At 66.7% G+C, this 26,672-nt stretch carries 20 protein-coding genes; 12 read left to right on the top strand and 8 right to left on the bottom strand.

Annotated elements, in window-relative coordinates:
* Nucleotides 1-10 precede the first annotated feature (10 nt).
* The gene (locus AB4Z48_RS04125) at nt 11-1,069 is read right to left on the bottom strand and encodes a Dyp-type peroxidase (protein WP_441612593.1); all 1,059 of its coding nucleotides are present in this window, start codon (nt 1,067-1,069) and stop codon (nt 11-13) included.
* A gap of 197 nt (nt 1,070-1,266) precedes the next feature.
* Nucleotides 1,267-2,073, bottom strand: a complete 807-nt coding sequence (locus AB4Z48_RS04130; protein ID WP_441612594.1) for a family 1 encapsulin nanocompartment shell protein — start codon at nt 2,071-2,073, stop codon at nt 1,267-1,269.
* A gap of 715 nt (nt 2,074-2,788) precedes the next feature.
* Between AB4Z48_RS04130 and AB4Z48_RS04135 the strand changes: the two genes are divergently transcribed.
* The gene (locus AB4Z48_RS04135) at nt 2,789-5,581 is read left to right on the top strand and encodes an AAA family ATPase (protein ID WP_441612595.1); all 2,793 of its coding nucleotides are present in this window, start codon (nt 2,789-2,791) and stop codon (nt 5,579-5,581) included.
* Nucleotides 5,582-5,650: 69 nt separating this feature from the next.
* Nucleotides 5,651-7,927: an FdhF/YdeP family oxidoreductase gene (locus AB4Z48_RS04140; protein WP_441612596.1), complete on the top strand. Its 2,277-nt coding sequence runs from the start codon at nt 5,651-5,653 to the stop codon at nt 7,925-7,927.
* Between the two features lie 137 nt (nt 7,928-8,064).
* Here AB4Z48_RS04140 and AB4Z48_RS04145 read toward each other — a convergent pair whose 3' ends face one another.
* On the bottom strand, nt 8,065-8,646 hold the full coding sequence (locus AB4Z48_RS04145; protein WP_441612597.1) for a TIGR00730 family Rossman fold protein: 582 nt from the start codon (nt 8,644-8,646) through the stop codon (nt 8,065-8,067).
* A 412-nt stretch (nt 8,647-9,058) separates the two neighbouring features.
* On the opposite strand from AB4Z48_RS04145, the gene pdxR reads away from it, so the two are divergent.
* The 5 genes from pdxR (at nt 9,059) to AB4Z48_RS04170 (ending at nt 14,935) form a co-directional block, all read left to right on the top strand.
* The gene (gene pdxR, locus AB4Z48_RS04150) at nt 9,059-10,504 is read left to right on the top strand and encodes a MocR-like pyridoxine biosynthesis transcription factor PdxR (protein ID WP_441612598.1); all 1,446 of its coding nucleotides are present in this window, start codon (nt 9,059-9,061) and stop codon (nt 10,502-10,504) included.
* Between the two features lie 122 nt (nt 10,505-10,626).
* Complete coding sequence (locus AB4Z48_RS04155) at nt 10,627-11,082, top strand: carboxymuconolactone decarboxylase family protein (RefSeq protein ID WP_441612599.1); 456 nt, start codon at nt 10,627-10,629, stop codon at nt 11,080-11,082.
* A gap of 427 nt (nt 11,083-11,509) precedes the next feature.
* The gene (locus AB4Z48_RS04160; protein ID WP_441612600.1) at nt 11,510-12,514 is read left to right on the top strand and encodes a zinc-dependent alcohol dehydrogenase family protein; all 1,005 of its coding nucleotides are present in this window, start codon (nt 11,510-11,512) and stop codon (nt 12,512-12,514) included.
* Between the two features lie 1,059 nt (nt 12,515-13,573).
* Nucleotides 13,574-13,897, top strand: a complete 324-nt coding sequence (locus AB4Z48_RS04165) for a hypothetical protein (RefSeq protein ID WP_441612734.1) — start codon at nt 13,574-13,576, stop codon at nt 13,895-13,897.
* A gap of 87 nt (nt 13,898-13,984) precedes the next feature.
* Complete coding sequence (locus tag AB4Z48_RS04170; RefSeq protein ID WP_441612601.1) at nt 13,985-14,935, top strand: GGDEF domain-containing protein; 951 nt, start codon at nt 13,985-13,987, stop codon at nt 14,933-14,935.
* A 47-nt stretch (nt 14,936-14,982) separates the two neighbouring features.
* Here AB4Z48_RS04170 and AB4Z48_RS04175 read toward each other — a convergent pair whose 3' ends face one another.
* The 3 genes from AB4Z48_RS04175 to AB4Z48_RS04185 form a co-directional block, all read right to left on the bottom strand.
* Nucleotides 14,983-15,837, bottom strand: coding sequence for a LysR family transcriptional regulator (locus AB4Z48_RS04175; RefSeq protein ID WP_441612602.1), 855 nt, complete (start codon nt 15,835-15,837; stop codon nt 14,983-14,985).
* Nucleotides 15,838-15,872: 35 nt separating this feature from the next.
* Nucleotides 15,873-16,481, bottom strand: coding sequence for a 2OG-Fe(II) oxygenase (locus AB4Z48_RS04180; RefSeq protein ID WP_441612603.1), 609 nt, complete (start codon nt 16,479-16,481; stop codon nt 15,873-15,875).
* Nucleotides 16,482-16,603: 122 nt separating this feature from the next.
* Nucleotides 16,604-16,888: an ArsR/SmtB family transcription factor gene (locus AB4Z48_RS04185; protein WP_441612605.1), complete on the bottom strand. Its 285-nt coding sequence runs from the start codon at nt 16,886-16,888 to the stop codon at nt 16,604-16,606.
* A gap of 615 nt (nt 16,889-17,503) precedes the next feature.
* Here AB4Z48_RS04185 and AB4Z48_RS04190 point away from each other — a divergent pair.
* The 3 genes from AB4Z48_RS04190 to AB4Z48_RS04200 are packed head-to-tail and all read left to right on the top strand — an operon-like array spanning nt 17,504 to nt 23,526.
* Nucleotides 17,504-19,051, top strand: a complete 1,548-nt coding sequence (locus tag AB4Z48_RS04190; RefSeq protein ID WP_441612606.1) for an efflux transporter outer membrane subunit — start codon at nt 17,504-17,506, stop codon at nt 19,049-19,051.
* Nucleotides 19,052-19,084: 33 nt separating this feature from the next.
* A complete protein-coding gene (locus AB4Z48_RS04195; protein ID WP_441612607.1) occupies nt 19,085-20,332 on the top strand; it encodes an efflux RND transporter periplasmic adaptor subunit in 1,248 nt (415 codons plus the stop codon).
* On the top strand, nt 20,329-23,526 hold the full coding sequence (locus AB4Z48_RS04200; RefSeq protein WP_441612608.1) for an efflux RND transporter permease subunit: 3,198 nt from the start codon (nt 20,329-20,331) through the stop codon (nt 23,524-23,526). Before AB4Z48_RS04195 ends, AB4Z48_RS04200 begins: the two co-directional genes overlap by 4 nt.
* Nucleotides 23,527-23,616: 90 nt before the next feature.
* On the opposite strand, the gene AB4Z48_RS04205 is transcribed toward AB4Z48_RS04200, so the two are convergent.
* A complete protein-coding gene (locus tag AB4Z48_RS04205; RefSeq protein ID WP_441612609.1) occupies nt 23,617-24,033 on the bottom strand; it encodes a cupredoxin domain-containing protein in 417 nt (138 codons plus the stop codon).
* Nucleotides 24,034-24,078: 45 nt separating this feature from the next.
* A complete protein-coding gene (locus AB4Z48_RS04210; protein WP_441612610.1) occupies nt 24,079-24,963 on the bottom strand; it encodes a metallophosphoesterase family protein in 885 nt (294 codons plus the stop codon).
* Between the two features lie 204 nt (nt 24,964-25,167).
* On the opposite strand from AB4Z48_RS04210, the gene AB4Z48_RS04215 reads away from it, so the two are divergent.
* Entirely contained in the window at nt 25,168-25,809 is a 642-nt protein-coding gene (locus AB4Z48_RS04215) for an RNA polymerase sigma factor (RefSeq protein ID WP_441612611.1), read from the top strand.
* The gene (locus AB4Z48_RS04220) at nt 25,796-26,650 is read left to right on the top strand and encodes an anti-sigma factor family protein (protein WP_441612612.1); all 855 of its coding nucleotides are present in this window, start codon (nt 25,796-25,798) and stop codon (nt 26,648-26,650) included. Before AB4Z48_RS04215 ends, AB4Z48_RS04220 begins: the two co-directional genes overlap by 14 nt.
* Nucleotides 26,651-26,672: the final 22 nt, after the last annotated feature.

Below are 26,672 nucleotides of genomic sequence, written 5' to 3' on the forward strand. Positions count from 1 at the left end.
TCGAACCAGGTCAATCGGCTTCCGAGGCTGCCTTTAGCGAACCGATCTTCAGCGAGCCGTCATGGCCTTGCGCCTCGGACGACAAAATCGAATCGTGACCTCCACCGTCGGCTTGAATGGAATCCGGGTGACGCTCGGCAAGGTCCTCCAGCAGCGTTGCCGATGGAATGAAGAACAAGCCGCCGGTGACTGCCCTGCTGAAGTCAAGCAACCTGTCATAGTTGCCCGGCGGCCGCCCCACGAACATGTTCTCGAGCATCTGTTCCAGCGGCCTGGGCGAACGGGCGTATCCGATGAAGAACGTACCGAATTCGCCTTTGCCCGGCTGCCCGAAAGGCATGTTGTCGCGCAAGATCTTCACCTCCTCTCCGTTCTCCTCGAGGGTGGTGAGCGAACTATGCGACGACGACGGCTTGACCGCCTCATCGAGTTCGATGTCGGACAGCTTCGTGCGGCCGATGATTCGCTCTTGCGTCTCGACGGGCAGCTTGTTCCAGCCAGCCATGTCGTGCAGATACTTCTGCACCATCACATAGCTGCCCCCGGCGAACGAAGGGTCCTCGTCACCGATGATCGTGAAACGAATGGATTCGGCTCCGGTCGGGTTCTCGGTGCCGTCGACAAAACCGACCATGCTTCGCATGTCGAAGTAGCGAAAGCCATGCACCTCGTCAACCACCGACACGGCCGCGCCAAGCCGGCTCATCAGCTGCGTTGCGAGTTCGAAGCACAGATCCATGTGCTCGGCGCGAATATGCAGGAGCAGGTCACCCGGCGTCGCCATGGCGCGGCGATCGCCGGCGCCGAATTCCCGGAAGGCGTGCAAGCCGGCCGGGCGGGGGGCGCCGAACAGCTTGTCCCAGGCATCCGAACCAAATCCGCAGACACACGAGAGGTTTCCGCCGGGGACCCGCTTTCCCACGGCACGAACGAGCGCGCCGATATCCGCGCACAACGCGCGCACGGCATCTGCGCTGTCATCGCCTGCTGACAGGACCGCGACGATAAAGATCGCGCTACGGGTGATCGGACTACACACGGCTTGCTGTTCGGGGATGATGTCAGGCATTTTTTCGAGTGTTTTCCATGTCGAATTCCAGCGATAACGGAACGATAGGCGCCGCTCAATTATCGCTCATCGTTACCTATACTTTGGGTTCAGGTGGCATCGTGAATTTCAGAAAGGCGGTCCGAACATTGCCTTGGAACGGCAGCCGCCCTTTGCATAAGTTGGCTGGCGGACGATCCGGGCGCATGGCCGGCCATCTACCGCCCGGCACGTTCAAGCATCACGGCCGCCTCTGCAGTCAACATGAGAAACGTGAGGGTTTCCTGCAGATACAATCGAATGGTAGCCTCGGAATGGTCAAGGTAGCCGATGGAAACGTCCTGGCCAATGTGCAGTTCGAAATCGCCGCCCCGCCCGGTGAGCACCATGCCGCCTTCCATTGCCGGCGCCCAGATGATCTCGCCGTCTACAAGCTGGCGAAGGTCCCGCAGGACGGGATAGCCATTGTCGGTGGCCCCGCCGACGTCCGTGAATGGCTTGTCACCCAGAAGCAATCTGTAGGGGCCATCGACACCGGCACGGCGCAACTGGTCCAGCGCTTGCGCCACCGCGGCCGGATACCCGCCGACATCGGGCGGAAGGGCCTGTGCGACATTGCTGGCACCCTGGGAAATCCCCTGGATCCCGGCCGCCGCATAGCCTTCGAAGACAATGCGATCCTCCGCATGCGCGAGTTTGCGAGCCGCATCCTTCAGTGGCTGCAGGTCGGGATTGCTCGACCCTCGTTCGACACTATCCATCTCCAGGCGGGACAGATCAAACGGGACCCGTAGCTCCACCAGGGCCCGCACATCGCGTTGGACGGCTTCGATACCATCGCCTGGCGACTCGATTTGCCGTACCTGGCCGGTACCGACCGCGGAAAACCCGAGACCCTTCGGTCCGACCAGATCCACAACGCGCCGAGCCGCGAAGTAGCGCTTGAGGGTGCGAGATGCTTCCTGCTCGATCTGCTCCCACGCTCCCTCAGAGATTGGCGCGAGCTCCCGACGAAGATTATTCATTTGAAGGCTTCCTTTGGCTGGCCGCTACGCGTCGAATCGTCATGCCGTCTTCGTCGCGTGTCTTGTGTTCCCTTCTTTCCGCCGCTGCCTCGGGTGTGCCGCCCGAGCGTGGCGTCGCCTTGTTGCCCGATCATTCTCGATGAACGTCCCGGGCTCGGCAAGAGCACAGCAAGGCTTCTCCCGCATCGGCTTGCGCGAACCGCTCCCGCTGTGCTCTAAACGATGCTCGCCGCGCGCACGGGATTCGGGGCAACTGCCGCCGCACCAGAGTCCGCCGCTGGCAGCCCGCGGGCAGGCAAAGGCCGATGACGCTCGCCTTCGCAAGGTCGGGCGCTTCCCCGCAGATCGTGTTTCACCCGCTTTCCGTTCAGCGGAAAAGCCGGGAAAGAGGGACCGCGCAGCCGACTTGCGCAGATCGTTTTCAACTGTATCTTTTCGCCAGCCTGGCCATCAACTATGTTAGCCAAAGGCTGAACTCTGTCGTGCCGGCTTTCCGGAGAGCGCCTGGTTCTCGACGCACGAGACTGCCGCGACGAAGTCGGAAACGCGCCGCGGCATCAGAGGCAGAAACATCAGTCGACGGCCGGACGCTTCCGGTGTCCCCGGCGTCCCCGGCCTCGCATGTCCGGCAACGCCCGGCTGCCATGCCGCATCCGAATCGAACAGTCTGAACGCTTCGACCAACAGGGATCTTCACAACAGGGATCTTCACGCCATGCCAGTCCTCTGCGACATCTGTAATGCACGCCCCGCGGTTGCCCGTGTCACCGTGACGGAGAACGGCGAGCGCCGCACGCTCTCGATCTGCGACTATCACTACCGCCAGATGCTGCGGCATCAGGACATGATGAATCCGTTCGACTCCCTCCTGAACGGTGGAGGCGGGATGTCACACCTGTTCGGTGGCCTGGGCGGCGAGACCGACGATGCAGGCTCCTTCTCCACCGAGGTGCCGCGCGAGTCCGTCGATGCCACGGACGCCTTCAGCGAGCAGACGATCGAGCTGTTGCAGCGCGCGGCGGAGAAGGCGCACGAGTTACGCCGCGCCGAGCTCGACACGGAGCATCTCCTCTATGTGCTTGCCGAGAACGACATTGCCGGCGCACTGCTCAAGGAGCTCAAGATCTCGTCCGAAGACATCAAGACCTATATTGACGAGCACGCGCGCACGGGGGAAGCGGACCCCGATGCGCCACTCGACCGGATGACGATCTCGCCGCGCCTGAAGAAGGCCTTTCAGTTTGCCTTCCAGGCGTCGCGCGAACTGGGTCACTCGTACGTCGGGCCCGAGCATCTGCTGATTGGCCTTGCCGCCGTGCCCGAGAGCATCGCGGGAGCCCTCCTCAAGAAATATGGCGTGACACCGGAAGCCTTGCGCCAGAAGGTCGTCAAGGTGGTGGGAAAAGGCGCGGAGGACGGTCGCATCGAAGGCGGCACGGGCACGCCCAACCTCGACAAGTTCGGGCGCGACCTCACCGCGATGGCGCGCCAGGGCAAGCTCGATCCGGTGCTGGGCCGCGCACAGGAGATCGAGAGCACGATCGAGGTGCTTGCCCGGCGCAAGAAGAACAATCCCGTGCTGATCGGCGAGCCGGGCGTTGGCAAGACAGCGATCGTCGAAGGACTCGCGCAGCGGATCGTCAACGGCGACGTGCCGGAAGTCCTGCGTGACAAGCGGCTCGTCGAACTGAACATCAATGCGATGGTTGCGGGCGCGAAGTACCGCGGCGAATTCGAGGAGCGCGCAAAGAACCTGATCGACGAGGTCACGGCCAGCCGGGACTCGCTGATCCTGTTCGTGGACGAGTTGCACACGATCGTCGGGGCTGGCCAGGGCGGGGGCGAGGGAGGCCTCGACATCGCCAATGTGCTCAAGCCTGCGCTGGCGCGCGGCGAGCTCAGCCTGATCGGTGCAACGACACTGAGCGAGTACCAGAAGTACATCGAAAAGGATGCGGCACTCGAGCGCCGCTTTCAACCCGTGCTCGTGCCGGAGCCGAGCGTCGAGCAGACCATCGTGATCCTGCGTGGCCTGCGTGACAAGCTGGAGGCACATCACCAGGTGACCTTCTCCGACGATGCCTTTGTCGCGGCGGCCGAGTTCGCGGATCGCTACATCACGTCACGCTTCCTGCCCGACAAGGCGATCGACCTGATCGACCAGGCCGCGGCACGCGTGCGGATCGGCGCGACCTCCCGTCCGGCCGCGATCCTGGAACTGGAAGCGGAAGCCGCGCAGCTCAAGCGCGAGCAGGACTATGCCGCCTCGCGCAAGCGTTTCGACGAGGCGAAGCGCTTCGAGGAACGCATCGGCGAGAAGCAGAAGCAGCTCGACGAGGCGATGGAGGCGTGGCAGCGAAAGACGGGCTCGGAGACGCTCGAGGTAACGGTGGCGACGGTGGCTGAGGTCGTATCTCGCCTTACCGGCATTCCGGTCGCGGAACTCACGCAGGAAGAGCGGCAGAAGCTGCTTGGCATGGAGGCAAAGCTGCGTGAGCGCGTGGTTGGCCAGGAGGATGCCGTGGTCGCGGTGAGCGACGCGGTACGCCTGTCGCGCGCGGGCCTCGGCCAGACGCACAGACCGATCGCGACCCTGCTGTTCCTGGGGCCCACCGGCGTCGGCAAGACGGAGCTCGCCAAGGCCCTGGCCGAAACCGTGTTTGGCGATGAGCAGGCGATCATCCGCATCGACATGTCCGAATACATGGAGCGTCACGCGGTGGCGCGCCTGATCGGGGCGCCGCCGGGCTACGTGGGCTACGAGGAGGGCGGCCAGCTGACCGAACGCGTGCGGCGACGTCCCTACAGCGTGATCCTGCTCGACGAGATCGAGAAGGCGCACCCCGACGTCTACAACGTCCTGTTGCAGGTGTTCGACGATGGTCGCCTCACCGATGGCAAAGGCCGCGTGGTCGACTTCAGCAACACGATCCTGATCGCCACCAGCAACCTCGGCTCCGCCATCATCATGGATAACCTGGCGCAGCCCGAGGCCAAGCGAAAATCCGACAAGGAAGTCCGCGCGGCACTGATGGGCGTGCTGAAGGGGCACTTCCGTCCGGAGTTCCTGAACCGCATCGACGAGATCATCGTCTTCCATGCGCTTGGCAAGGAGAACATCCGCGCGATCGTGCAGATCCAGCTCGATCGCATCGTGCGCACGGCGGCGGCACAGGACATCACGCTCAGCTTCGGCGACGCGCTCGTCGAGCACCTGGTCGAAGTCGGCTACCAGCCCGAGTTCGGCGCGCGCGAACTGAAACGCCAGATTCGCCAGGTCATCGAAACGCGTCTCGCCAAGGAGATCCTCGGTGACGCGCTGAAGCCGGGCGACAAGGCGAGGATCGACTACGACACGGACAGCGCGGCGGTACGGTTCGACAAGCTCCCGGCCAAGCCTAAGGCAAAGGACAGCGCAAAGGATGCCCCGCCCCCCGATGGCACGCCGTCCCTGGAGCAGGCGCCAGAGCGCCGTGCCGGCTCAAAGCCGAGGAAGTCCGCCGCATAGGAGCCAGCGAGAAGCGTCAGCTTGACCCGAGTGCATGGTGCCGCCGTTTTCATCCATGGAGTTCATCAAATGACCAATCGACGCGAAGTGCCCGGTATCAGGGAATACGAAGGCCCTGCCGGCGGCTGGGGAGCGCTGCGGGCGACGGCCCAGGCCATCCGGCTGCAGATGGAAACCATCAAGGCCCCGATCACGCTGCTCCGGACCAATCAGCCGGACGGCTTCGATTGCCCGGGCTGCGCCTGGCCCGACAAGGAACACCGTTCCAATTTCCAGTTCTGCGAGAACGGCGCGAAGGCCGTCACCTGGGAGGCGACGACCAAGCGCGTGCGCCCGGAGTTCTTCGAGAACAACACCGTGGCATCGCTGCTGCAGCGCTCGGATTTCGAGCTGGAGGACATGGGCCGCCTGACGCATCCGCTTGTCTACGACCGCGCCACGGACAAATTCCGGGCAGTCGAGTGGGATGAGGCGTTCGGCCGGATCGGGCAGATCCTGCGCGGGTTGTCGCCAGACCAGGTGGAGTTCTATACGTCCGGCAGGGCCTCGAACGAGGCCGCCTTCCTGTACCAGCTCTTTGTGCGGGAATATGGCACGAACAATTTCCCTGACTGCTCGAACATGTGCCACGAGCCGACCAGCATCGGGCTGCCGCAATCGATCGGCATCGGCAAAGGCACGGTGTCGCTCGAAGACTTCGACACGTGCGACCTCATCATCTCGATCGGGCACAATCCCGGCACGAATCATCCGCGGATGATGGGCACGCTGCACGAAGCGTCACGTCGCAACGTACCGATCATCGTCTTCAATCCGCTACGCGAACGCGCCCTCGAGCGCTTCGCCGATCCGCAGAACTGGCTTGAGATGGCCACCTACGGCTCGACCCGGATCGCCTCGACCTATTTCCAGGTCAACGCCGGCGGCGACGCGGCCGCACTCAAGGGCATCATGAAGTCGCTGCTGGCGCTGGATGCGGAACAGGGTAACGTCCTTGACCGCGAATTCATCGCCACGCACACGGTCGGCTTCGACGCCTTCGCGGCCGATCTGCAAGCCACGACATGGGAGGACATCGAAAAAGCGAGCGGACTATTGCAAGCCGATCTCGAACAGGTGGCCATCGCCTATGCGAAGTCGAATGCCGCGATTGTCACGTACGGCATGGGCGTCACCCAGCATAACAAGGGCACGGCCAATGTTCGCCTGATCGCCGACCTGCTGCTGCTGCGCGGCAACTTCGGCAAGCCCGGCGCCGGCATATGCCCGCTGCGCGGCCACTCCAACGTCCAGGGAAACCGCACGGTCGGCATCACGGAGAAGCCGTCGGCGGACTTTCTCGAGCGGCTCGAAGGCATCTTCGGCTTCCAGCTTCCCCGCGAACACGGGCACGATGCCGTCAACGCCATCGAGGCGATGATCAGGGGTTCCTCGAAGGCCCTGATCTGCCTGGGCGGGAACTTCGCCGTCGCGCTGCCGGATCCCGAGCAATCCCTGCCCGCGATGGCCAAGCTCGACCTGAGCGTGCACGTCGGCACCAAGCTCAATCGCACGCACCTCCTGGTGGCGAAGGAAACCTATATCTTCCCTTGCCTCGGGCGTACCGAACTCGATGTGCAGCAGAGCGGCCCGCAATCGGTCACGGTCGAAGACTCGATGTCGATGGTCCATGCGTCGGCCGGCAAGCTCACCCCGGCTTCCGAGCACTTGCGCTCCGAGCCGGCAATCGTTGCCAGCATCGCGCACGCAACCCTGCCGGACAGCAAGGTCCCCTGGCTGGAGCTGATCGCCGACTATGACAAGATCCGTGACCTGATCGACAGGAGCATCCCCGGGTTCGAAGCCTTCAATGAGCGCATCCGGATGCCGGGCGGATTCCGCCTGCCATTGCCGCCGACCGAGCGCAAGTGGCATACGCCTTCAGGAAAGGCCGAGTTCTCCGTGTACGCCGGCGTGCACGAGGACGCCGAGGTCCTGGGAGGTGAAAACGTCCTGCGCCTGATCACGATCCGCAGCCACGACCAGTACAACACAACCATCTACGCCCTGGATGATCGTTATCGTGGTGTGTTCGGCCGCCGCGACGTCCTGTTCATGAACGAGGCCGACCTGGCCTCGCATGGGATCGAACACGGGGACCTGGTAGACATCGAGACCATCGTCTCGGACCGACGGCTCCGGCTCGAGAACATCACGGCGATTGCCTACGGCATCGCGCGCGGATCCGTGGCCGCTTACTATCCGGAGGCGAACGTCCTGGTACCGCTCGACTACATCGACAAGGAAAGCGGCACGCCCTCGTACAAATCCATTCCCGTCCGAGTGACGCGTTCAGCCGCCAATTGATCGTGGATGCGCCGGGTGCACCGTACCAGGATTCGATGCGCCCGGCAGCCCTGGTGGATCGGGGCATCCACAGGACGGGAAGGAAGGAGCATCGCCATGGAAACGCGAGACGTCGTCATTGCAGACACCGTCCGGCGCTATAGCCATTTAGGTCCATCGACACGTGCATAGCCGCGCAGCTTGCCGATCAAGGCGCTCGCGTCCGCATCCACCGATATCGAATGCCGATGCGCCGCCGGCAGGAATTTGGTGTCGACCATATGGTCGATAAACCCCAGAAACGGCGCGAAAAAGCCGGCGGAGTCCAACAGGCCGACAGGTTTGTCGATCTCCGCGAGCTGGTTCATGCTCCACACCTCCATCAGTTCCTCGATCGTCCCGATGCCTCCCGGCAGGGCGATGAATGCATCGGCAAGCACGACCATGCGTTCCTTTCGGCTACGCAGGGTCGGCGTGATTTCATGCCTGGTCAGGCCGGGATGCGAATGGCCGCGCTGGTGCAGGCTTTCGGTTATCACGCCATGGACCTTGCCACCGGAAGCCAGGGCGGCATCCGCGACGATACCCATCAGGCCCCTTGCCGAGCCGCCATAGACGACTGTTATGCCCGCCGTTCCCAGTGCCCGTCCGAGCGCTCGCGCTCCGTCGGCGAACTCGTCCGATGCGCCGTAGTTCGATCCGCAAAAGACGGCGATGGTCTTGATTGAACGTATCGTCATATCACCTGGATTTCCTTGGGGGCGGATAAAGGGCCGCGTATGGATTAAAGCTAAAACGGAGGGAAATATGCTGGTTGTACCTGCCGATCCGATGCCTGGGAGGAGCCTTCAATTTACCAAGCTCATGACCCGCACCCAAGGGCCATGAACGGAAATTGCGACTGATCCATGATTGTTGTTGGCAGGCTGGCGGTGGCACAGGCAGATGACGTGCCTCCTTCCGGCAGAAGCCGGGTAAGGCATGAACCGCTGAATGGGGGCGCGCGTGAGGACGGGAGGTCAAATGGGTTCGCCTTCTTGGGATCGCCTTTCTGGGATCGCCGCACGCATGTCGCGCGCATTTGCCTCGAGCTTTCCTCGCCGCTCATCATGGTATAGTCATTTTCAAACAGCCGCAAAAATGGACTGGTCCATGACCGTCGCGAAAACCAGTAGTATTCCGCCGTTGGATCCAACTGCGGCCGCACCCTTCTACCGACAGATCTACGACCGGTTTCGCGGCGCGATCAATAGTGGCGTGTTGAAGCCGGGTGACCGGGTACCCTCGGCACGCGCGCTGACCAAGGAGCTGGGTTTAGCGAGAGGCACCATCGAGGCGGCCTATTCATTGCTGGCAGCCGAGGGGTACATTCAGGCGCGCGGCCAGGCGGGGACCATCGTGACGCCGGGCCTCGAGCCGCGAACGCCAGTTGCGAGCACCCTGCCCCGGCCCGGCAGCGCCATTGCTGCGGCCAGCTTTCGTCCGGATTCGATCTTGCCGTTCCAAATGGGCTTGCCTGCCCTGGATGCGTTTCCCCGCAAGATCTGGGCGCGCCTGGGCGCGCGGTGTGTACGTGCCATGCAACCATCCGACATGGCCCATCCCTCCGTATATGGCTTGCAGGAGCTGCGCGCCGGGATTGCCGCATACCTGCAGGTTTCGCGCGGAATTGACTGCTCCCCGTCTCAGATATTCGTGACATCGGGATATCGCAACACCATCGAGCTGATTGCCCATGCATTACTGAAGGCGGGAGATCACGTATGGCTCGAAAATCCCGGATACCCGCCGACGCGGGAGCTATTGGGGCATATGCATATTGCGGCGGTCCCGGTGCCGGTAGACCGGGAGGGCGTGGTCATTGCCGATGGCATCGCGTTGGCGCCCCGGGCGCGCGCGGCTGTGGTCACACCTGCTCATCAGAGTCCGCTGTGCGTGTCTCTGTCGCTACCCCGGCGCCTGGCGCTGCTGGACTGGGCGACGCAAAACAATGCATGGATCATTGAAGACGATTACGACGGCGAGTACCGGTATGTCAGCCGTCCGCTGTCTGCGCTGAAGAGCCTGGACCGTGACGGGCGAGTGCTCTATGCCGGCACCTTCAGCAAGGTGCTTTTCCCGAGCATCCGGCTTGCCTATCTCGTCGTGCCGGAAGCGCAGGTCGAGCGGTTCGAGCAAATCACCCAGGCCTTTGCAGGGGGCAGTCCCGGGCTGACGCAAGCGATTGTCACGGCCTTCATGGCGGAGGGGCACTTCGCGCGCCATATCCAGCGGATGCGCAAGCTCTATGCCGAGCGTCGGGAAGCGACGGCAGCAGGCCTGGAAAGCGTGCTGGGGAAAACCATGCGAATCGATTCACAGCCTGGAGGAATGCACCTGATCTTGCGGCTGCAAGGCCAGCAGTCGGATCGCCGGCTTGCAGCGCGCATGCGGGCAGCGGGCCTGTACGGGGAAGCATTGACGAACTGGACGAGGGACGGTGCGCGGGACGGTGCGAGGGACAGTGACGGAGCCTCGGCCTTGCTTCTCAATTTCACGAACATCGACTCCCAGGGCACCGCCGAGAATCTCGGAAGGCGTATCTTGCAGCTGCTATGACGCTGGCAGTCGCCGTCCCCGGCGGCAATCATGGTCCAGTGCGCAAGCCGGATCATGGATCTTCTGGCGTAGGCCAGGATGCAACACGATAGAGTCCTTCAACAGCCAAACAAGGATTCGTCATGATTCATCGTATCGACTACACCAAGGCCTCGCCCGAAGCTTACAAGGCGTTCGGAGGGGTGTACCTCACGCTTCAGAAAAGCAGCCTGCCGAAGGAACTGGTCGATCTTGTGTATCTGCGGGTTTCGCAAATGAATGGCTGTGCATTCTGCATCGACATGCATTCCCGCGATCTGCTCAAGTCTGGCCTGGCGGCAGACAAGCTCGTACTGGTACCGGTGTGGCGCGACGCGGGCGAGGTATTCAGTGCCCGCGAACGCACCGCGCTCGCCTGGGCCGAGACCGTGACGCGTGTGGCCGAAACCGGCGTTCCCGATGCCGACTACGAAGCCGCTGCTGCCGGGTTCAGCGAGAAGGAACTGGCCGACCTCACCTATGCGATCGGTTTGATGAACGCGTTCAATCGATTCGGAATCGCGTTCCGCTCGCCCCCGGCCGCTGCTGCCAAAGTCTGACAAGCCCGACAAGTCCCATCAGCCCCATCAACCCCATCAGCCCCATCAGCCCCATCAGCGAGCGCTGAGCGCATGGCAATGCCTGGCGCTCGGCGCTCGCCTCCCGAATCGACGCATGGCGGCCTGCCCCTTGCGCGACTGCAGTGCCCGCGCGCATCCATGATGCGCTTACGCTTGCCGGCGATCCGGGTGCCGGATCCGCCGCCGCGGGCGCCGGGCAACAGCGCACCCGCAGCGCCCCTCTGATACGTGCACGGAAGCGCGGTCCTGAAGGCACATCAGCGCGGCCCGGTCATGTCGTCATGCACAAATGAATGAATATCATGCGAACAAGTWGATTTATCTTCGTTTTCGCATGAACAACAATGGTGATACCAACCCAGCCCGACTCAATCCGACTCAACCCAATTCCTACCGGGAGTTCACCATGCCGCAAGCCTCCATGCAGGCCCTGATCGTCGAAACCGCAGGCGCGCCCTTCAAGTCCGTCCAGCTTCCCGTGCCGCAGGCTGGTCCCGGCCAGGTTCTGGTGCGCATCCTGGCCAGCGGGGTCAACCCGCTCGACACCAAGATCCGCGCCGGCAATGCGGCGCATGCGCGTCAGCCGCTGCCCGCCGTGCTCGGCATCGACCTGGCCGGCGTGGTGGAGGCCGTGGGCCCGGGCGTGTCCTGCTTCGCGCCCGGCGACGAGGTCTACGGCATGACCGGCGGCGTGGGCGGCGTGCAAGGTTCGCTGGCCGAGTATGCCGCGGTCGACGCCGACCTGCTCGCACCCAAGCCCGCCGGTTTCTCGATGCGCGAAGCCGCCGCGCTGCCGCTGATCTTCATCACCGCGTGGGAGGGCCTGGTCGACCGGGCCAACGTGCAGCCCGGACAGAAGGTGCTGGTGCACGGCGGCGCCGGCGGCGTCGGCCATGTCGCGGTGCAGATCGCCCGCGCGCTCGGTGCGCAGGTCTACGCCACCGGCTCGGCCGGGCACAAGGCAACGATCGAGGGCTATGGCGCCACCGCAATCGACTTCGCCACGACCACGGTCGAGCAGTACGTCGAGCAGCACACCGGCGGCGCAGGCTTCGACGTGGTGTACGACACGGTTGGCGGCGAGGTGCTGGACAACGCCTTCCTCGCCGCACGCACCTATGGCGGCCATGTGGTGAGCTGCCTGGGCTGGGGGACGCACAAGCTGGCGCCGCTGTCGTTCCGCGCCGCGACTTACTCGGGTGTGTTCACCCTGATCCCGCTCCTGACCGGCAAGGGCCGCGCACACCATGGCGAGATCCTGCGGGAGGCCACCCTTCTCGCCGATGCCGGCAAGCTCACCGTGCAACTGGATCCGCGCCGCTTCCACCTGGACAATGCCATCGAGGCACACCACGCCATCGAGACGCGTGCGGCCAAGGGAAAGCTCGTGGTGGAAATCGCGCGGGGCTAAACCATTCCGGCCCGGCCGCGCAACACGTCGCGGCCGGGCCGTGGCCTGGAGGGAACGGCAATTGGCAGAACAGGGGCGAATATGCCATCCATTTCCTGGATAAAGGTATTTCGCCTTCGGATTATCCGCCGCCAACATGCCACTTCGCGCCTTGAATTCCGATAAGAATTATTAAGAATAATCACATCCTCACCGTCAAGCAGCCGACCATCTTCCAGGCGCCCCCGAACGCCGTCCCGCCGTCGATTTCCGCCACTACGCGCGGAAATCTGGTGAAATCCCGCCGAATCATCCGCCCCCGCTCCATCCGGCGCCCGCCGGGAATCCTTGCCGAAGCACGTCGAAGTGAATAGGAATTAAATAAGAGTTATCCGATTCATTGGGACCGCAAGAGGATGAATGCATTGCATCCCTCGCATCAAGGCATCGATAAGAATCCGAATCGGAAGGCCGCTTTACTCTTTGCGTCCATCGCCGTTTAATTGAGGACAGCTTCCAGATACCCGGATGTCACCGCCATTCGCTAACCCGAATGCCATCCGGCCGGCTTTCTCACCATGCATTCCCGATGTGACTCCCGCCGGCAGGACAGCATGACGAATAGCTGCGCGCAGCCGCCCCCGGGCTGCCAGCGAGACGGATCCTCGTCSGGCGGACACCACACTGATCGGAGGAAATTCATGGCACGCCCTGACCTCGTCTGCGACGACGCCACCCTTGCGCGCAAGCTGCTCATCAGGGCGCAGCCGGCTCCTGGCCCGCGCGCCACCCTTGGCGAAGACCGCTGCGACGCTCTGCAGGAGATCGCGAATATCGGCATGGGCACGGCGGGGGCGATGCTTGCGCGCCTGCTGGGCTGCGTCGTGACGCTGTCGATCCCGCGCATCTGCCTGGTCGATCCGCAGCAGCTCAGGGACGAAATCGCGCGGTTGCTGGGCGAGATGCCCGACGTGGCCGCCTTCCGCCAGAGCTTCCGCTCGGATATCGCCGGCGAGACCATGGTGTTCTTCGACCACGACGGCGCGCGCGCTGTGCGAAGCCGTCTACGCAGGCAAGGACATGGCTGCCGAAGGCGGCGCGGAAATGGCGTCGCGAGGCCTGCTGCTCGAAATCGCGAATGTGTTCGCTGGCGCCTGCGTATCCGGCCTGCTCGCGCAGCTCGGCCGCAGGCCGACCTTCTCCGTGCCGCGCGAGATCGATGCGGAGCAGATCTTCGGCGCCGCGCACAAGCCCGGCAATCCGGCCTTGGGCCAGGCGCTGCTGCTCGAGCTCAGCATCCGCATCGGGGACGGCGGCTTCAAGGCGACCCTGGTCGCCATGCTGGCGCAGGGCGCGATCGAGCGGCTGTGCACGGCCCTCGACGAGGTGCTGGCCCGTCTCTAGCTCTCTAGCAGTCCCCGCGGGACCCGGAACCCGGCTCCGCGGTCTTCGCCTTGCAGTTTTTGCCTTGCAGTGTCTGGAGCCCCTGACATGTCCCTCGACTCCGCCGCGCATGCGCGGCTTCACGAACTGGCGCTGGCGCGCATGGGCTGCGGCGTCTTCGTGCTGGACCGGGAATACCGCATCGTGCTCTGGAACCTCTTCATGGCGGACCGCAGCGGCGTCAGCGCCGCGGCCGCCTTGCACCGGCCGCTGCTCGAACTGTTTCCCGAATTGCCCGCAGGCTGGCTCACGCATACGCTCGATTCGGTGTTCCTGCTGAAGATCAGCGCCTTCACCTCGTGGGAGCACCGCCCTTACCTGTTCCGCTTCCCGCATGACCTGCCGGTCACCTGCGATCTCGACTGGATGCGGCAGGATTGCGAGTTCCTGCCGCTCATGGAAGACGACGAGGTCATTGCCGTGTGCGTGACGATCGTCGACGTGACGGAGCTGGCCATTGCGCAACGCGCGCGCGACGAGGCGGTCGGCGCGTTGCATGAGGCCGCGATACGCGACGCGCTGACCGGACTCTACAACCGCCGCCATCTGGAAGACCGCCTGCGGGAAGCGTTCCGGCGCTGGCGCAGGTCCGGCTCGCCGCTCTGCATCCTGATCTTCGACCTGGACCACTTCAAGCAAGTCAACGACAAGCACGGCCACCCGGCCGGCGACGCCGTCCTCAAGGCGGTCGCCGCGAGGGTCGGCGCCTGCCTGCGCGAGCATGACGTGCTCGGCCGCTATGGCGGAGAGGAGTTCGCGGTGCTGCTGCCGGACACGGCATTCGCCGACGCGATCGGGGTGGCCGAGCGGATCCGCCGCGCCATCCGCTCGGAAGCCGTCCGCCATGGCGGCCGGGCCATCCCCATCAGCGCGAGCATCGGGGTCGCGCAGGCTGTCGATGCCGGCATGGCATCAGACGGCGCGGACCAGCTCGTGCGCCTGGCCGACGAAGCGCTGTACCGCGCCAAGGCGGCCGGCCGCGACCGGGTTGCGTTCTAGCATCCGTGCAGCGTCCATCCGGCATTCGTCCGGCATTCGTCTGGCGTCTAGCCGGCGCCGAGGCGTGCGAAGACCACATCGAGGAAAGCGCGCAGCCGGCCCAGCCGGCGCAGGTCGCGGTGGTAGCCCACCCATACGTCGCGGCCGGGCGGCGGCTCGCCGAGGTCGATGGCCTGCAGCCCGCCCACGCGCTCGGCCAGCAGGCACGGCAGCACCGCCAGCCCGGCGCCGGCCGCGCACAGGCGCGCCTGTGCCTCGCGGCTGTTGCTGCCGAAGGCCACCTGCGCGCCGGGCAGCAAGCGGCGCATCCAGGCCACGTCCGGCAGGTCGGAGAAGCCGGTGTCGAGCGTCAGCAGCGCATGGCCCTCCCCGCCGCCCGCGCGCGGCGGCGCCACGCCGGGCGCGCCATAGAGCGCATAGTCCATGTGCATCAGCTTGCGCTGCACCACATCGGCTTCGTCGAAGGCGCGGATGCGAAACACCAGGTCGGCTTCGCGCCGTGCCAGGCTGAACAGGCGCGCGTCGGTCACCAGCTCCACCGCCACGCGCGGATGCGAGCGGATAAAGTCCGCGATCACCGGCGTGAGCATATGCACGCCGAACCAGTCCGACGACGAGATGCGCAACATGCCGTCCAGCTCCCGGCCGTGGCCGGACAGCTGGCGCTCGAAGGCAAGCGCCTCTTCTTCCATGCGCTCCGCGTGCGCAAACACGGCGCTGCCTTCGGCGGTCAGCACGAAGCCGTCGCTGGTGCGCTGGAACAGCGATTGCCCCAGGGCTTCCTCCAGCGCCTTGAGCCGGCGTCCCATGGTCGGCTGGGTCTGCCCGATCGCGCGCGCGGCGCCGCCGAGGCTGCCCGCGCGGGCGATCGCGAGGAAGATCTTGATATCGCTCCACTCCATGTGCCGGGCCGCCTGGTCAGCTTGCCTGCGCGCGCTCACGCCGCATCGGTGCGAAACCAGCCGGTGAGCGCCCAGCGCGTCTTGTTGCAGGGCAACACCTCATGCGGGACCAGGTCGCTGCGAAATACCACCAGCCGCGCGAAGCGCGGCAGCACGCGGTGCAGCTCGATCTTGTCGTCCTCCGGCGAATAGAGCGCCAGCTCGCCGCCATCGTATTCACTCCATTCGGCATTGAGATAGAGCACCAGCGAGATCTGGCGGTCGCGCATCGCGCGATGCTGGTCGAGGTGCTTCTTGTAGGCCGTGCCGACGGGATAGTGCGAGAAGTGGAATTCCTCGCGCTTGAGACCGAGGAAGTAACGCCCGTTCAGGGTCTGGCGGAAATCGGCGGCCCAGGCCTGGAACGCCTGCCTGGCGGGGCAGGCGGGGGCGTCGTCGAGCCACAGGATCGAATCACCGCGGATATCCGCTTCGCGCGCGATGCCCTCGGCGCGGCCTACGCGGGCCGGATGGAAGCGCCCGGCCTCCCACGCCGCGCTGCTCTCGCGGTGCAGGCGCAATGCCAGGTCGGCGCCGATCAGATCGTCGGAGACCGCCCAGCCATGTTCTTCGAGGGCGGCAAACAGGTTTTCCAGGACGGACATGGATAGGGAAGCTCAGGATCGGTGGGGCCGGACGGCACACCGTGCCATCGCCGCGCGCACGGATTTCTCTCCGCGCGGGCTCGCAAGCGCGGAATTATACGGGGCAGCGCCGCCCGCCCGGGCTACAGTCCGCTGGCGTCCAGATACTCCAGCGCCATGCGCACGGCACGGCGCGCCTTGAGCGCGTAGATGACCTGCCGGTCGCGGATGATCAGGGCCAGCACGTCGGCCTGCGTCAGTTCGCGGAAATGATGGCTGGCCCGCGCCAGGTTGAGCCCGGCTATGCCGGCGAGGTCGAAGGCGGGCATGCCCTCCTCGCCCGCTTCCAGCAGCGCACGGCAGATCGCGGCGCGCGCCGGCTCCGCCAGCAGTGCATAGGTCAGTGTGCTTTCTTGATCTGTCTCCATGGCCACGCCTTCCCGCTCGTCGTCCAGATGGTCTTGTGTGCGCCGGCCGGCCGCCCGGTTTGCCGCAGCCCTCCCGCTGCGCCGCCCGACACCTACTTTCTACGCGGCACTCCAGGCAAATGCAACCTGCGGGCGCGCGCCGCCGCACGATTACACCAGATTACAACAGCGTGCCGCATCCGCCCTGCGCGCCGGCGGCGCCGCTGCGCGCACGAGAAACGTCCGCCGGGCTTCCTCCGCCGGCACGGCGGCGGCGCGGCCTTGCGCACCGCACAATGCCGAGGCCGGCTTGCCGGCAAGATCCGGTAACAGCTTGGCCGCCGCCCCCCGCGCGGCCCGACGCGATGTATTCCAGGCCGCACCTGGCAGCGCGCGCCAGGCGGACCAGCGTAAGCCAGTGAAATATTCGGTAATGCGCCGCGCATTACACCGCTTTCAGGCCCGCACTATCCTTGCCATAGGACAGCCTCGCGGCAATGCGCGGCGGCGCGCCTCCATGCATGCCTGGAACGCTTCCCCGCCCCCGCCGGCACATCGCCAGGCAAGGCTAGACAGTGCAGGAAACCGGCATCACCACGAAGGCCCGTCCATGACGCCCGAACGTCGCTCCCCCGCATGATCACCGCGCGCCCGCTTCCAACGCGCGTGCTCGGCATCGCCATGGCCTGCGCCTGGCTGGCCGGCTGCGCCGTCGGCCCGGACTACCAGCGTCCGCCGCCCGATACGCCCGCGGCCTTTCGCGAGGCCACGCCGCCCGACCACCAATGGAAGATCGCCGAGCCGCGCCCGGTGGACCTGAGCCAGGACTGGTGGAGCGGCTTCGACGACGCCCGCCTGAATGAACTGGTCGTGCAGGCCAACGCAGCCAACCAGAGCCTGCGCCAGGCCGAGGCGCAATACCGGCAGGCGCGCGCGCTGGCGCAGGGCGCGCGCGCCGGCTTGTTTCCCACCCTGGGCGCCGCCGTGTCGGCAGGCCGCGCGCGCACCAACACGCTGGGCATCCAGACCGTGTCCAACACGCACTCGGCCAGCCTCGATGCCAGCTGGGAGGTCGACCTGTGGGGCCAGGTGCGGCGCACCATCGAAGCCGCCCGCGACAACGCGCAGGCCAGCGCCGCCGACCTTGCCGCGGCCCGCCTGACCATCCAGGGCGAACTGGTGCAGGACTATATCCAGTTGCGCGTGACCGACGTGCTCGAGGCGCTCTACGCCCGCACGCTGGCCGCGTACGAGGCATCGCTCAAGCTCACCCAGAGCCAGTTCCGCGCCGGCGTGGCGACCTCGGGCGACGTGGCGCTGGCCCAGGTCACGCTGGAATCGGCGCGCGCGCAGGCGATCGACCTGGAGGTGCAGCGCAACCAGCTCGAGCATGCCATCGCGGTGCTGCTCGGCCTCGCCCCGGCGCAGTTCGCGTTGCCGCCCGCGGCATTCGCCATGCGCCCGCTCGTGGTGCCGCCGGGCCTGCCCTCGGCGCTGCTGGAGCGCCGCCCCGACATCGCCGCCGCCGAACGCCGCATGGCCGCGGCCAACGCCAACATCGGCGTGGCGCGCGCGGCGTATTTCCCTTCGCTGGTGCTGTCCGCCGTGGGCGGCGCCAGCAGCGGCAGCCTGGCCAACTGGTTCGGCCCGCCGGGGCGCGTGTGGTCGCTCGGCGCGGCGCTGGCGGGCACCATCTTCGACGGTGGCCTGCGCAACGCGCAGAATGACCAGGCGGTGGCGGCCTACGACGGCGCGGCGGCAGCGTACCGGCAGACCGTGCTCAACGGCTTGCAGGAAGTGGAGGACAACCTCTCGGCCTTGCGCGTGCTCGACCAGGAAGTGGTGGTGCAGGACCGCGCGGTGGACGCCGCCCGCGTGGCCGAGCGCGTGAGCCTGGCGCAATACCGCGCCGGCACGGCATCTTATCTGGCGGTGGTAACGGCACAGGCCCTTTCGCTGTCCAATGAACGTACCGCCATCCAGTTGCGTGGCCGCGAGTTCGCCGCCAGCGTGGGCCTGATCAAGGCAATCGGCGGCGGCTGGAGCAGCGCGGCGCTGGCCATGGCCGATCCGTCCGCCATGCCCCCCGCCACCCCGTCCGGCCCGGCCAGTCCCGGCGCGGCCGGCAACGCGCCGGCCACCCTCGCCCCCGCCGGCAGCGCAGGCGCCCCGGCCCAACCCTGAACCGCACAGGCACACCACTTCCCAAGGCATTCCATGGCGACCCAGCCCTCCCGCCGCAACCCCTTCCTGATCGGCCTCGCCATACTCGTGCTGGCCGCGCTGGCCTGGTTCGCCATCGGGCCGCTCAAGCGCATGATGGCGCCGCGGCAGGCGGCCGCGCCCGCGCCCGCGGTGTCGGTCTCCAGCGCGCTGGTCAGGCGCGAGGACGTGCCGATCGGCCTGGGCGGGGTCGGCACCGTGCAGGCCATGGCCACGGTCACGGTCAAGCCGCGCGTGGACGGCCAGCTCGACCGCGTGGGCTTTGTCGAAGGCCAGGACGTCAAGGCCGGCCAGCTGCTGGCGCAGATCGACCCGCGCACCTTCCAGGCCCAGCTGCAGCAGGCCCAGGCGCAGAAGATGCGCGACGAGGCGCAGCTCGCCAACGCCAGGCTCGACCTCAAGCGCTACGAGGGACTGATCCAGGAGAACGCCACCACCGAGCAGACGCTGGACACCCAGCGCGCGCAGGTGGCGCAGCTGGCCGCCGCGATAAAGAACGACGAAGCGCTGGTCAACGCCGCGCGCGTGCAGCTGGACTACACCACCATCAACGCGCCACTGTCCGGGCGCGTGGGCGCGCGCCTGGTCGACCCGGGCAATATCGTCCACGCGGCTGACGCCAGCGGCATCGTGGTGATCCGCCAGATCGACCCCATCGACGTGGTCTTCACGCTACCCGAGAGTGAATTCCAGCGCATCAACCAGGCTATCCAGGGCAGCCGCACGCCACTCGCAGTGGAGGCCAGCGAGCGCGGCAGCGGCCAGCTGCTGGGCCGCGGCAGCCTGATCCTGCTCAACAACACCATCGACACCACCTCGGGCACGATCCAGCTCAAGGCCCGCTTTCCCAATCCCGCGCACACGCTGTGGCCAGGCCAGTACGTCAACGCACGGCTGGTGCTCGGCGAGCGCGAACAGGCACTGACCATTCCCGCCTCCGCCGTGCAGCGCGGCCAGTCGAGCACCTACGTCTACGTGGTGCGGGCGGACCATACCGTGGCTTCCAGGCCGATCGAGGTGGCCGAGATCCAGGACGCCCGCGCCATCGTGACCAAGGGCCTGGCCGCCGACGAGCGCGTGGTGGTGGACGGACAGTACAAGCTCAAGCCGGGCGCGCGGGTGAATGAAACCGCCTCGCCCGCTACCCCTGCGACCCCCGCGGCCACCGTGGCCAGCGCCGGCGCCGGCGCCGCGCCGCCTGCGCCCGCCACCCCGGGCGGCGCCGGGAACGCACGGCCATGAGCATTTCCGCCACCTTCATCAAACGCCCCAYCGGCACCTCGCTGCTGGCGCTGGCGCTGCTGCTGGTGGGCGTGGCGGCCTGGCCGCTGCTGCCGATCGCGCCGCTGCCGCAGGTGGACTTCCCCACCATCCAGGTATCGGCCACGTTGCCCGGGGCCAGCCCGGAAACCATGGCATCGAACGTGGCGCAGCCGCTCGAGCGCCAGTTCTCGCTGATCGCCGGGCTCACGCAGATGACCTCGACCAGCGCGCAGGGCAACGCACAGATCACGCTGCAGTTCGACCTCAACCGCAGCATCGACGCCGCCGCGGTGGACGTGCAGGCCGCCATCAACGCCGCCAGCGGCCAGCTGCCGGGCAACCTGCCCACGCCCCCGACCTTCCGCAAGATCAACCCGGCCGACTCGCCGATCCTGGTGCTGGCGGTGCAGTCCGACACGCTGCCGCTGACCGAGGTCAACGACTTCGCCGACAACGTGCTGGCGCAGCAGATATCGCAGATCTCCGGCGTGGGCCTGGTCAATATCGGCGGCCAGCAGAAACCTTCGGTGCGTATCCAGGTGGACCCGCAGAAGCTGTCCTCGATGGGCATGAGCCTGGAAGACGTGCGCGGCGTGATCGCCGCCACCACCGTCAACCAGCCCACCGGCAGCACCGACGGACGCACCAAGGCCTTCAACGTCTACACCAACGACCAGCTCACCAAGGCCGCCGCGTGGAACGACATGGTGCTGGCCTACCGCAACGGCGCGCCCGTGCGCGTGCGCGACGTGGGCGTGGCAGTGGACGGCCCGGAAAACGCCAAGCTGGCGGGCTGGGGCTTTGCCGGCGCCGCCGCGCCGGCCGGCAACACCTTCCACAACGGGCGCGCCATCATCCTCGCCATCACCAAGCAGCCCGGCGCCAACGTGATCGAGACCGTGGACCGCATCCGCGCCGCGCTGCCGCGCCTGCAGGCCGCCATCCCGCCCACGGTCAACGTCAACACGCTGGCCGACCGCACCCAGACCATCCGCGCCTCGGTGAAGGACGTGGAATTCACGCTGGTGCTGACCATCGCGCTGGTGGTGATGATCATCTTCGTCTTCCTGCGCAACGTGGCGGCCACGGTGATCCCCAGCGTCACCGTGCCGCTGGCCCTGATGGGCACCGCCGGCGGCATGTACCTGCTCGGCTACAGCCGCGACAACCTCTCGCTGATGGCGCTCACCATCGCCGTGGGCTTCGTGGTGGACGACGCCATCGTGATGCTGGAGAACATCTACCGGCACGTGGAAGAAGGCATGGCGCCGATGGAGGCCGCGCTCAAGGGCGCCAGCGAAATCAGCTTCACCATCGTGTCGATCTCGGTCTCGCTGGTAGCGGTGTTCATTCCGCTGCTGCTGATGGGTGGCATCGTGGGCCGGCTGTTCCGCGAGTTCGCGGTCACCGTGACGCTCACCATCGTGGTGTCGGTGATCGTTTCGCTCACGCTCACGCCGATGCTGTGCTCGCGCTACCTGACACCGCCACGCGGGCACGAGCACGGCCGCCTGTACCAGCTGTTCGAGCGCGGCTTCGACCGCATGCTCGGGGCCTACAAGCGCGGGCTGGACGTGGTGATGCGCCACCAGTTCGTCACCCTGTGCGTATTCATCCTCACGGTGGCCACCACGGTAGCGCTGTTCATCTACATCCCCAAGGGCTTCTTCCCGCAGCAGGACACCGGCTTCATGTTCGGCATCGCGGAGTCCGCGCAGGATGCGTCGTTCAAGTCGATGAACGCGCGCATGGTGCAGCTCGCCGATATCGTGCGCGCCGATCCGGACGTGGCCGCGGTGGGCATGACCGGCGGCCAGAACACCATCAACACCGGCAACTTCTTCATCAGCCTGCGCCCCAAGGATGAAGGCCGCACCGTCTCGGCCGACGAGGTCATCGCACGCCTGCGGCCCAAGCTGGCCCAGGTGCAGGGCGCCAACCTGTTCCTGCAGGCCGGCCAGGACATCAACGTGGGCGGGCGGCTGTCGCGCACGCAGTACCAGTACACGCTGGTGGACGCCAACCTGGACGAGCTCAACCAGTGGGCGCCGCGCATCCTGGAGCGCCTGCGCGGCCTGCCCGAGCTGACCGACGTGGCCTCCGACCAGCAGAACGCCGCCGCCGCCGCGCGCCTGACCATCGACCGGGCACGGGCATCGAGCTTCGGCATCACGCCGGCCCTGATCGACGCCACGCTGTACGACGCCATCGGCCAGCGCCAGGTGGCCCAGTACTTCACGCAGATCAACAGCTACCACGTGATCCTGGAAGCCACGCCGGCGCTGCAGGAAGACCCCAGCCTGTTCTCCAGGCTCTACGTCACCTCGCCGCTGACCGGCGAGCAGGTGCCGCTGTCCACCTTCGTCAAGATCGACACCAACAGCACCGCCTACCTCTCGATCAGCCACCAGGGGCAGTTCCCCGCCGTCACCATTTCCTTCAACCTGGCCAGGGACGTGGCGCTGGGCGACGCGGTCAAGGCCATCAACACCGCCCTGGCCGGCATGGGCCGCCCGCAGACGCTGGGCGGCTCGTTCCAGGGCACAGCGCAGGCCTTCGGCGCATCGCTGGCGTCGCAGCCCTACCTCATCGCCGCCGCGCTGATCGCGGTGTATATCGTGCTGGGACTGCTGTACGAGAGCTATATCCACCCGCTCACCATCCTGTCCACGCTGCCGTCGGCCGGCGTGGGCGCGCTGCTGATCCTGCTGGCGGGCGGCTACGATCTCAGCGTGATCGCGCTGATCGGCATCATCCTGCTGATCGGCATCGTCAAGAAGAACGGCATCATGATGGTGGACTTCGCGCTCACCGCCGAGCGCGACCACGGCATGCCGCCCGAGCAAGCCATCTACCAGGCCTGCCTGCTGCGCTTCCGCCCGATCATGATGACGACCATGTGCGCATTGCTGTCAGGCTTGCCGCTGATGCTGGGGCATGGCGCGGGCTCGGAGCTGCGGCGGCCGCTGGGCTATGCGATGGTGGGCGGGCTGGTGCTGTCCCAGGCCCTGACGCTGTTCACCACGCCGGTGGTGTACCTGTACCTGGACCGGGCGCACTACTGGTACATGGAACGCAAGGCGCGCAAGGCCAGGCGCAAGGCCGGCCCCGTGCCGCCTGCCGAGCCCGGGAGTGGCAACGAGCGAGTGCTGGCAGGCGGCGAGGGCGACTGAGCGCAGGACGGGGCGGGCCTTCGCCTTGCCGGGAAGTCCGGCGCGGCGGCCTCGCGCGCGATTGCCGCACCTGCCCGTGGAGAACCGGGCTCAGGTGACCTCGATCACGCCGTTCATGGTCTCGTGCCCCGAGCCGCAGAAGATGTCGCACAGGAAGCCGAACGTGCCCGCCTTGGCCGGCGTGGCAGAGACCCGCACCACCTTGCCCGGCGGCAGGTCGGCGCGCACGCCCAGGTCCGGCACGCTGAAGCCCATCACCACATCCTGCGCGGTCAGTTCGAACACCACCGGCTCGCCCGCGCGCAGCGCGATGCGGTCCGGCGTGAAGATAAACTTGCGCGCGTGCACCTTGATCACGCGCGGCGCGGCGGCCGTGCTGCGCAGCAGCGGGGCGCTGCCCGCCAGCACAAGCAGACAGCACAGCGCGCGCCGGCGGCTCAGCCCCTCCCCGGCCTGCTCCCTCGCTCGCTCCCCTGCGCGTTCCCGTTCCTTCGCCGATACCTGCATGACCAGTCTCCTTGCATGAATGCGCCGTACGCACGTCGGGACGGCTCAGGCCGCCACGGGTTTCTCCTCGATGCCGAACTCGCCGCCGGCACGCGCGGCCTGGACCTCGCGCCAGCCCAGGCCCTTGTATGGCTGGGCCGGGTCCCAGGGCACCGGCAGGCGCTGCGCCTGCGAGCCCGCCGGGGGCAGCGGGAACATCAGCGAGCGCGCCGCGTGATGGGCGATATGGCCCGTCATGTGGTGATGCTCCTGGTGAATATGGCCGTAGAACACCGTCACGTTGGGATAGGGCATCAGGCGCTCGATCACCTGCGCCCCGTCGCGCGTGGCCCAGTCCCACTGGGGATAGAGATCGAACAGCGGGCGGTGGGTGAACACCACGATGCGCGCGTCGCGCGGCTGGCGCCCGAGATCGGCGGCCAGCCAGTCGAGCTGCGCGGCGCCGACGCGGCCGGCCGGGTCGGAGACGTTGTCGAGCACGATGAAATGCATGCCCTTGTGGTCGAACACATAGTGCGTGGGGCCGAACAGTTCCTGGTAGGCGGCGCCTTCGTCCAGGCTGGCATCGTGCTCGCCCGGCATCAGATGCACCACCGGCACCTTGAGCCCGGCGACGATGGCCTTGAACTCGCGCATGCGCCGGCGCCGCTCGGCGGGATCGTCGGTGGTGTGGGTCAGGTCGCCGGTGAACATCAGGAAATCCGGTGGCTGCGGCAGCGCGTTGACCGCCGCCACCGCCTTGGGCAGCGTGCCGCGCGCGTCGGGGTTGGGCGGGCCCTGGAAGCCCCAGTGCGCGTCCGACAACTGCACGAAGTAAAACGTCTCGTCGCGGCCGGCGGCCCAGCCGGGCAAGGCCTGCGCGAATACCGCGCCGCCGGCGCAGGCGGCAAGGCCAAGAAAATCGCGCCGCTTCCATGATCGTTGCTGCATTTCGGCACCCTCCATGATTGATTGCGGGGCTTGTGGGGATGCCTGTCATACCGTCGCCTCCGCGCCTTTATTCCCGCCGCGGGCCGATTTTATTTTTTGCCCCGGGCGCGAAAAGCGGGAATAAACTCGACGCATCTTCGGTATACGGATTTGGCGCGACGGGACAGGACGATGCCCCGCCGCGCGCCCGGCCAAAGGAGTGACGTGAACGCTGCCGACCGACGCCGCCGATTCGACGAACTCGTGCTGCCGCATCTCGACGCCGCCTACAACCTGGCGCGCTGGCTGTCGGGCAGCAGCACCGAGGCAGACGACGTGGTGCAGGAAGCCTGCCTGCGCGCGTTCTGCTTTTTCGACAGTTTCCGCGGCGACCAGCCGCGCGCCTGGCTGCTGGCGATCGTGCGCAACACCTGGTTCACGGCGTGGCGCAAGCGGCTGCAGCCCGGCCAGGGCGACAGCGCCGGCTACGACGATGCGCACTTCGACGGCGATGCCCTGCCCGGCTGGCAGGACGGCCACGGCGACAGCCCCGAGCAATGGCTGCTGCGCGCCGAGGATGTGCGCCTGCTGCACCTCGCGCTGGAACAGCTGCCGCTGGCCTTCCGCGAGGTACTGGTGCTGCGCGAACTGGAGGACCTGCCCTACCGCGATATCGCCGCCATTGCCGAGATCCCGCTGGGCACGGTGATGTCGCGCCTGGCGCGCGCGCGCAAGCTGCTGGCGGCCGCGGTGCTGGCGCTGCGCGCCCGGCAGGCGCACGGCGCGCAGGCGGAGCGCGCCACCGCAACGGGCACGAACGTGGCGCCGCCGCTGGGTGCCGGGGAGACAGGCCATGGACTGCAATGACACGAGGATGCTGCTGCAAGCCTGCGCCGACGCAGAGCTCGGCGTCAGCGATACGCTCGCCGTGGAACGCCACCTGGCGCAATGCGACGCCTGCAGCGCGCAGCTGGCGCACTTGCGCGAACTGCGCACCGCGCTGCGCGCGCAAGCGCCCTATCACCGCGCCAGCCCCGCGCTGCGCCACCGGCTGCAGGCGGCACTGGACGAAGCCGCGGAAAACGACAGTGCCGCGGCGCTGCCACGGGACCGGCACGCCCCCGCCGGCTGGTGGCAGGCGCTGCGCCGCTACTTTGCATGGGGCCCGGCCGCCAATGCCGCCATGGCGGCGGTGACCGTGGCAGCGCTCGGCATCGGCATGGCGCAGTTCGCGCTGCGTGACGCCGGCGAGCCGACCGTGGAGCGCGAGATGGTCACCAGTCATGTGCGCGCGCTGATCTCCGGCCACGCCATCGACGTGGCTTCTTCGGACCGCCACACGGTCAAGCCCTGGTTCAACGGCAAGCTGGACTACGCGCCGCCGGTCCGGGACCTGGCCGCGCAGGGTTTCCCGCTGACGGGCGGCCGCCTGGACTATGTGCACGGACGCGCGGTGGCGGTGCTGGTGTACCGCCGCAACCAGCATCCGATCGATGTCTTCGTCGTGCCGCTGGCAGACGGGGAAAAAGAGGGCAAGGCGGGCAGCGCGAGCGTCGCCGCGCCCGCGATCGAGGCGCACCAGGGCTACCAGCTTGCGCGCTGGGACAGCGATGGCATGCGCTATGCCGCCATCACCGATGCCTCCGCCGAAGACCTGCTGCGTTTCACGCAGGCATGGCGCGCGGGCGGCGGCGACGGCGCGCACTGAGCGCGCCGCGCGCCTGCCCGCT

This window comes from Cupriavidus sp. 2TAF22, assembly GCF_052115045.1.
Lineage (GTDB): Bacteria > Pseudomonadota > Gammaproteobacteria > Burkholderiales > Burkholderiaceae > Cupriavidus.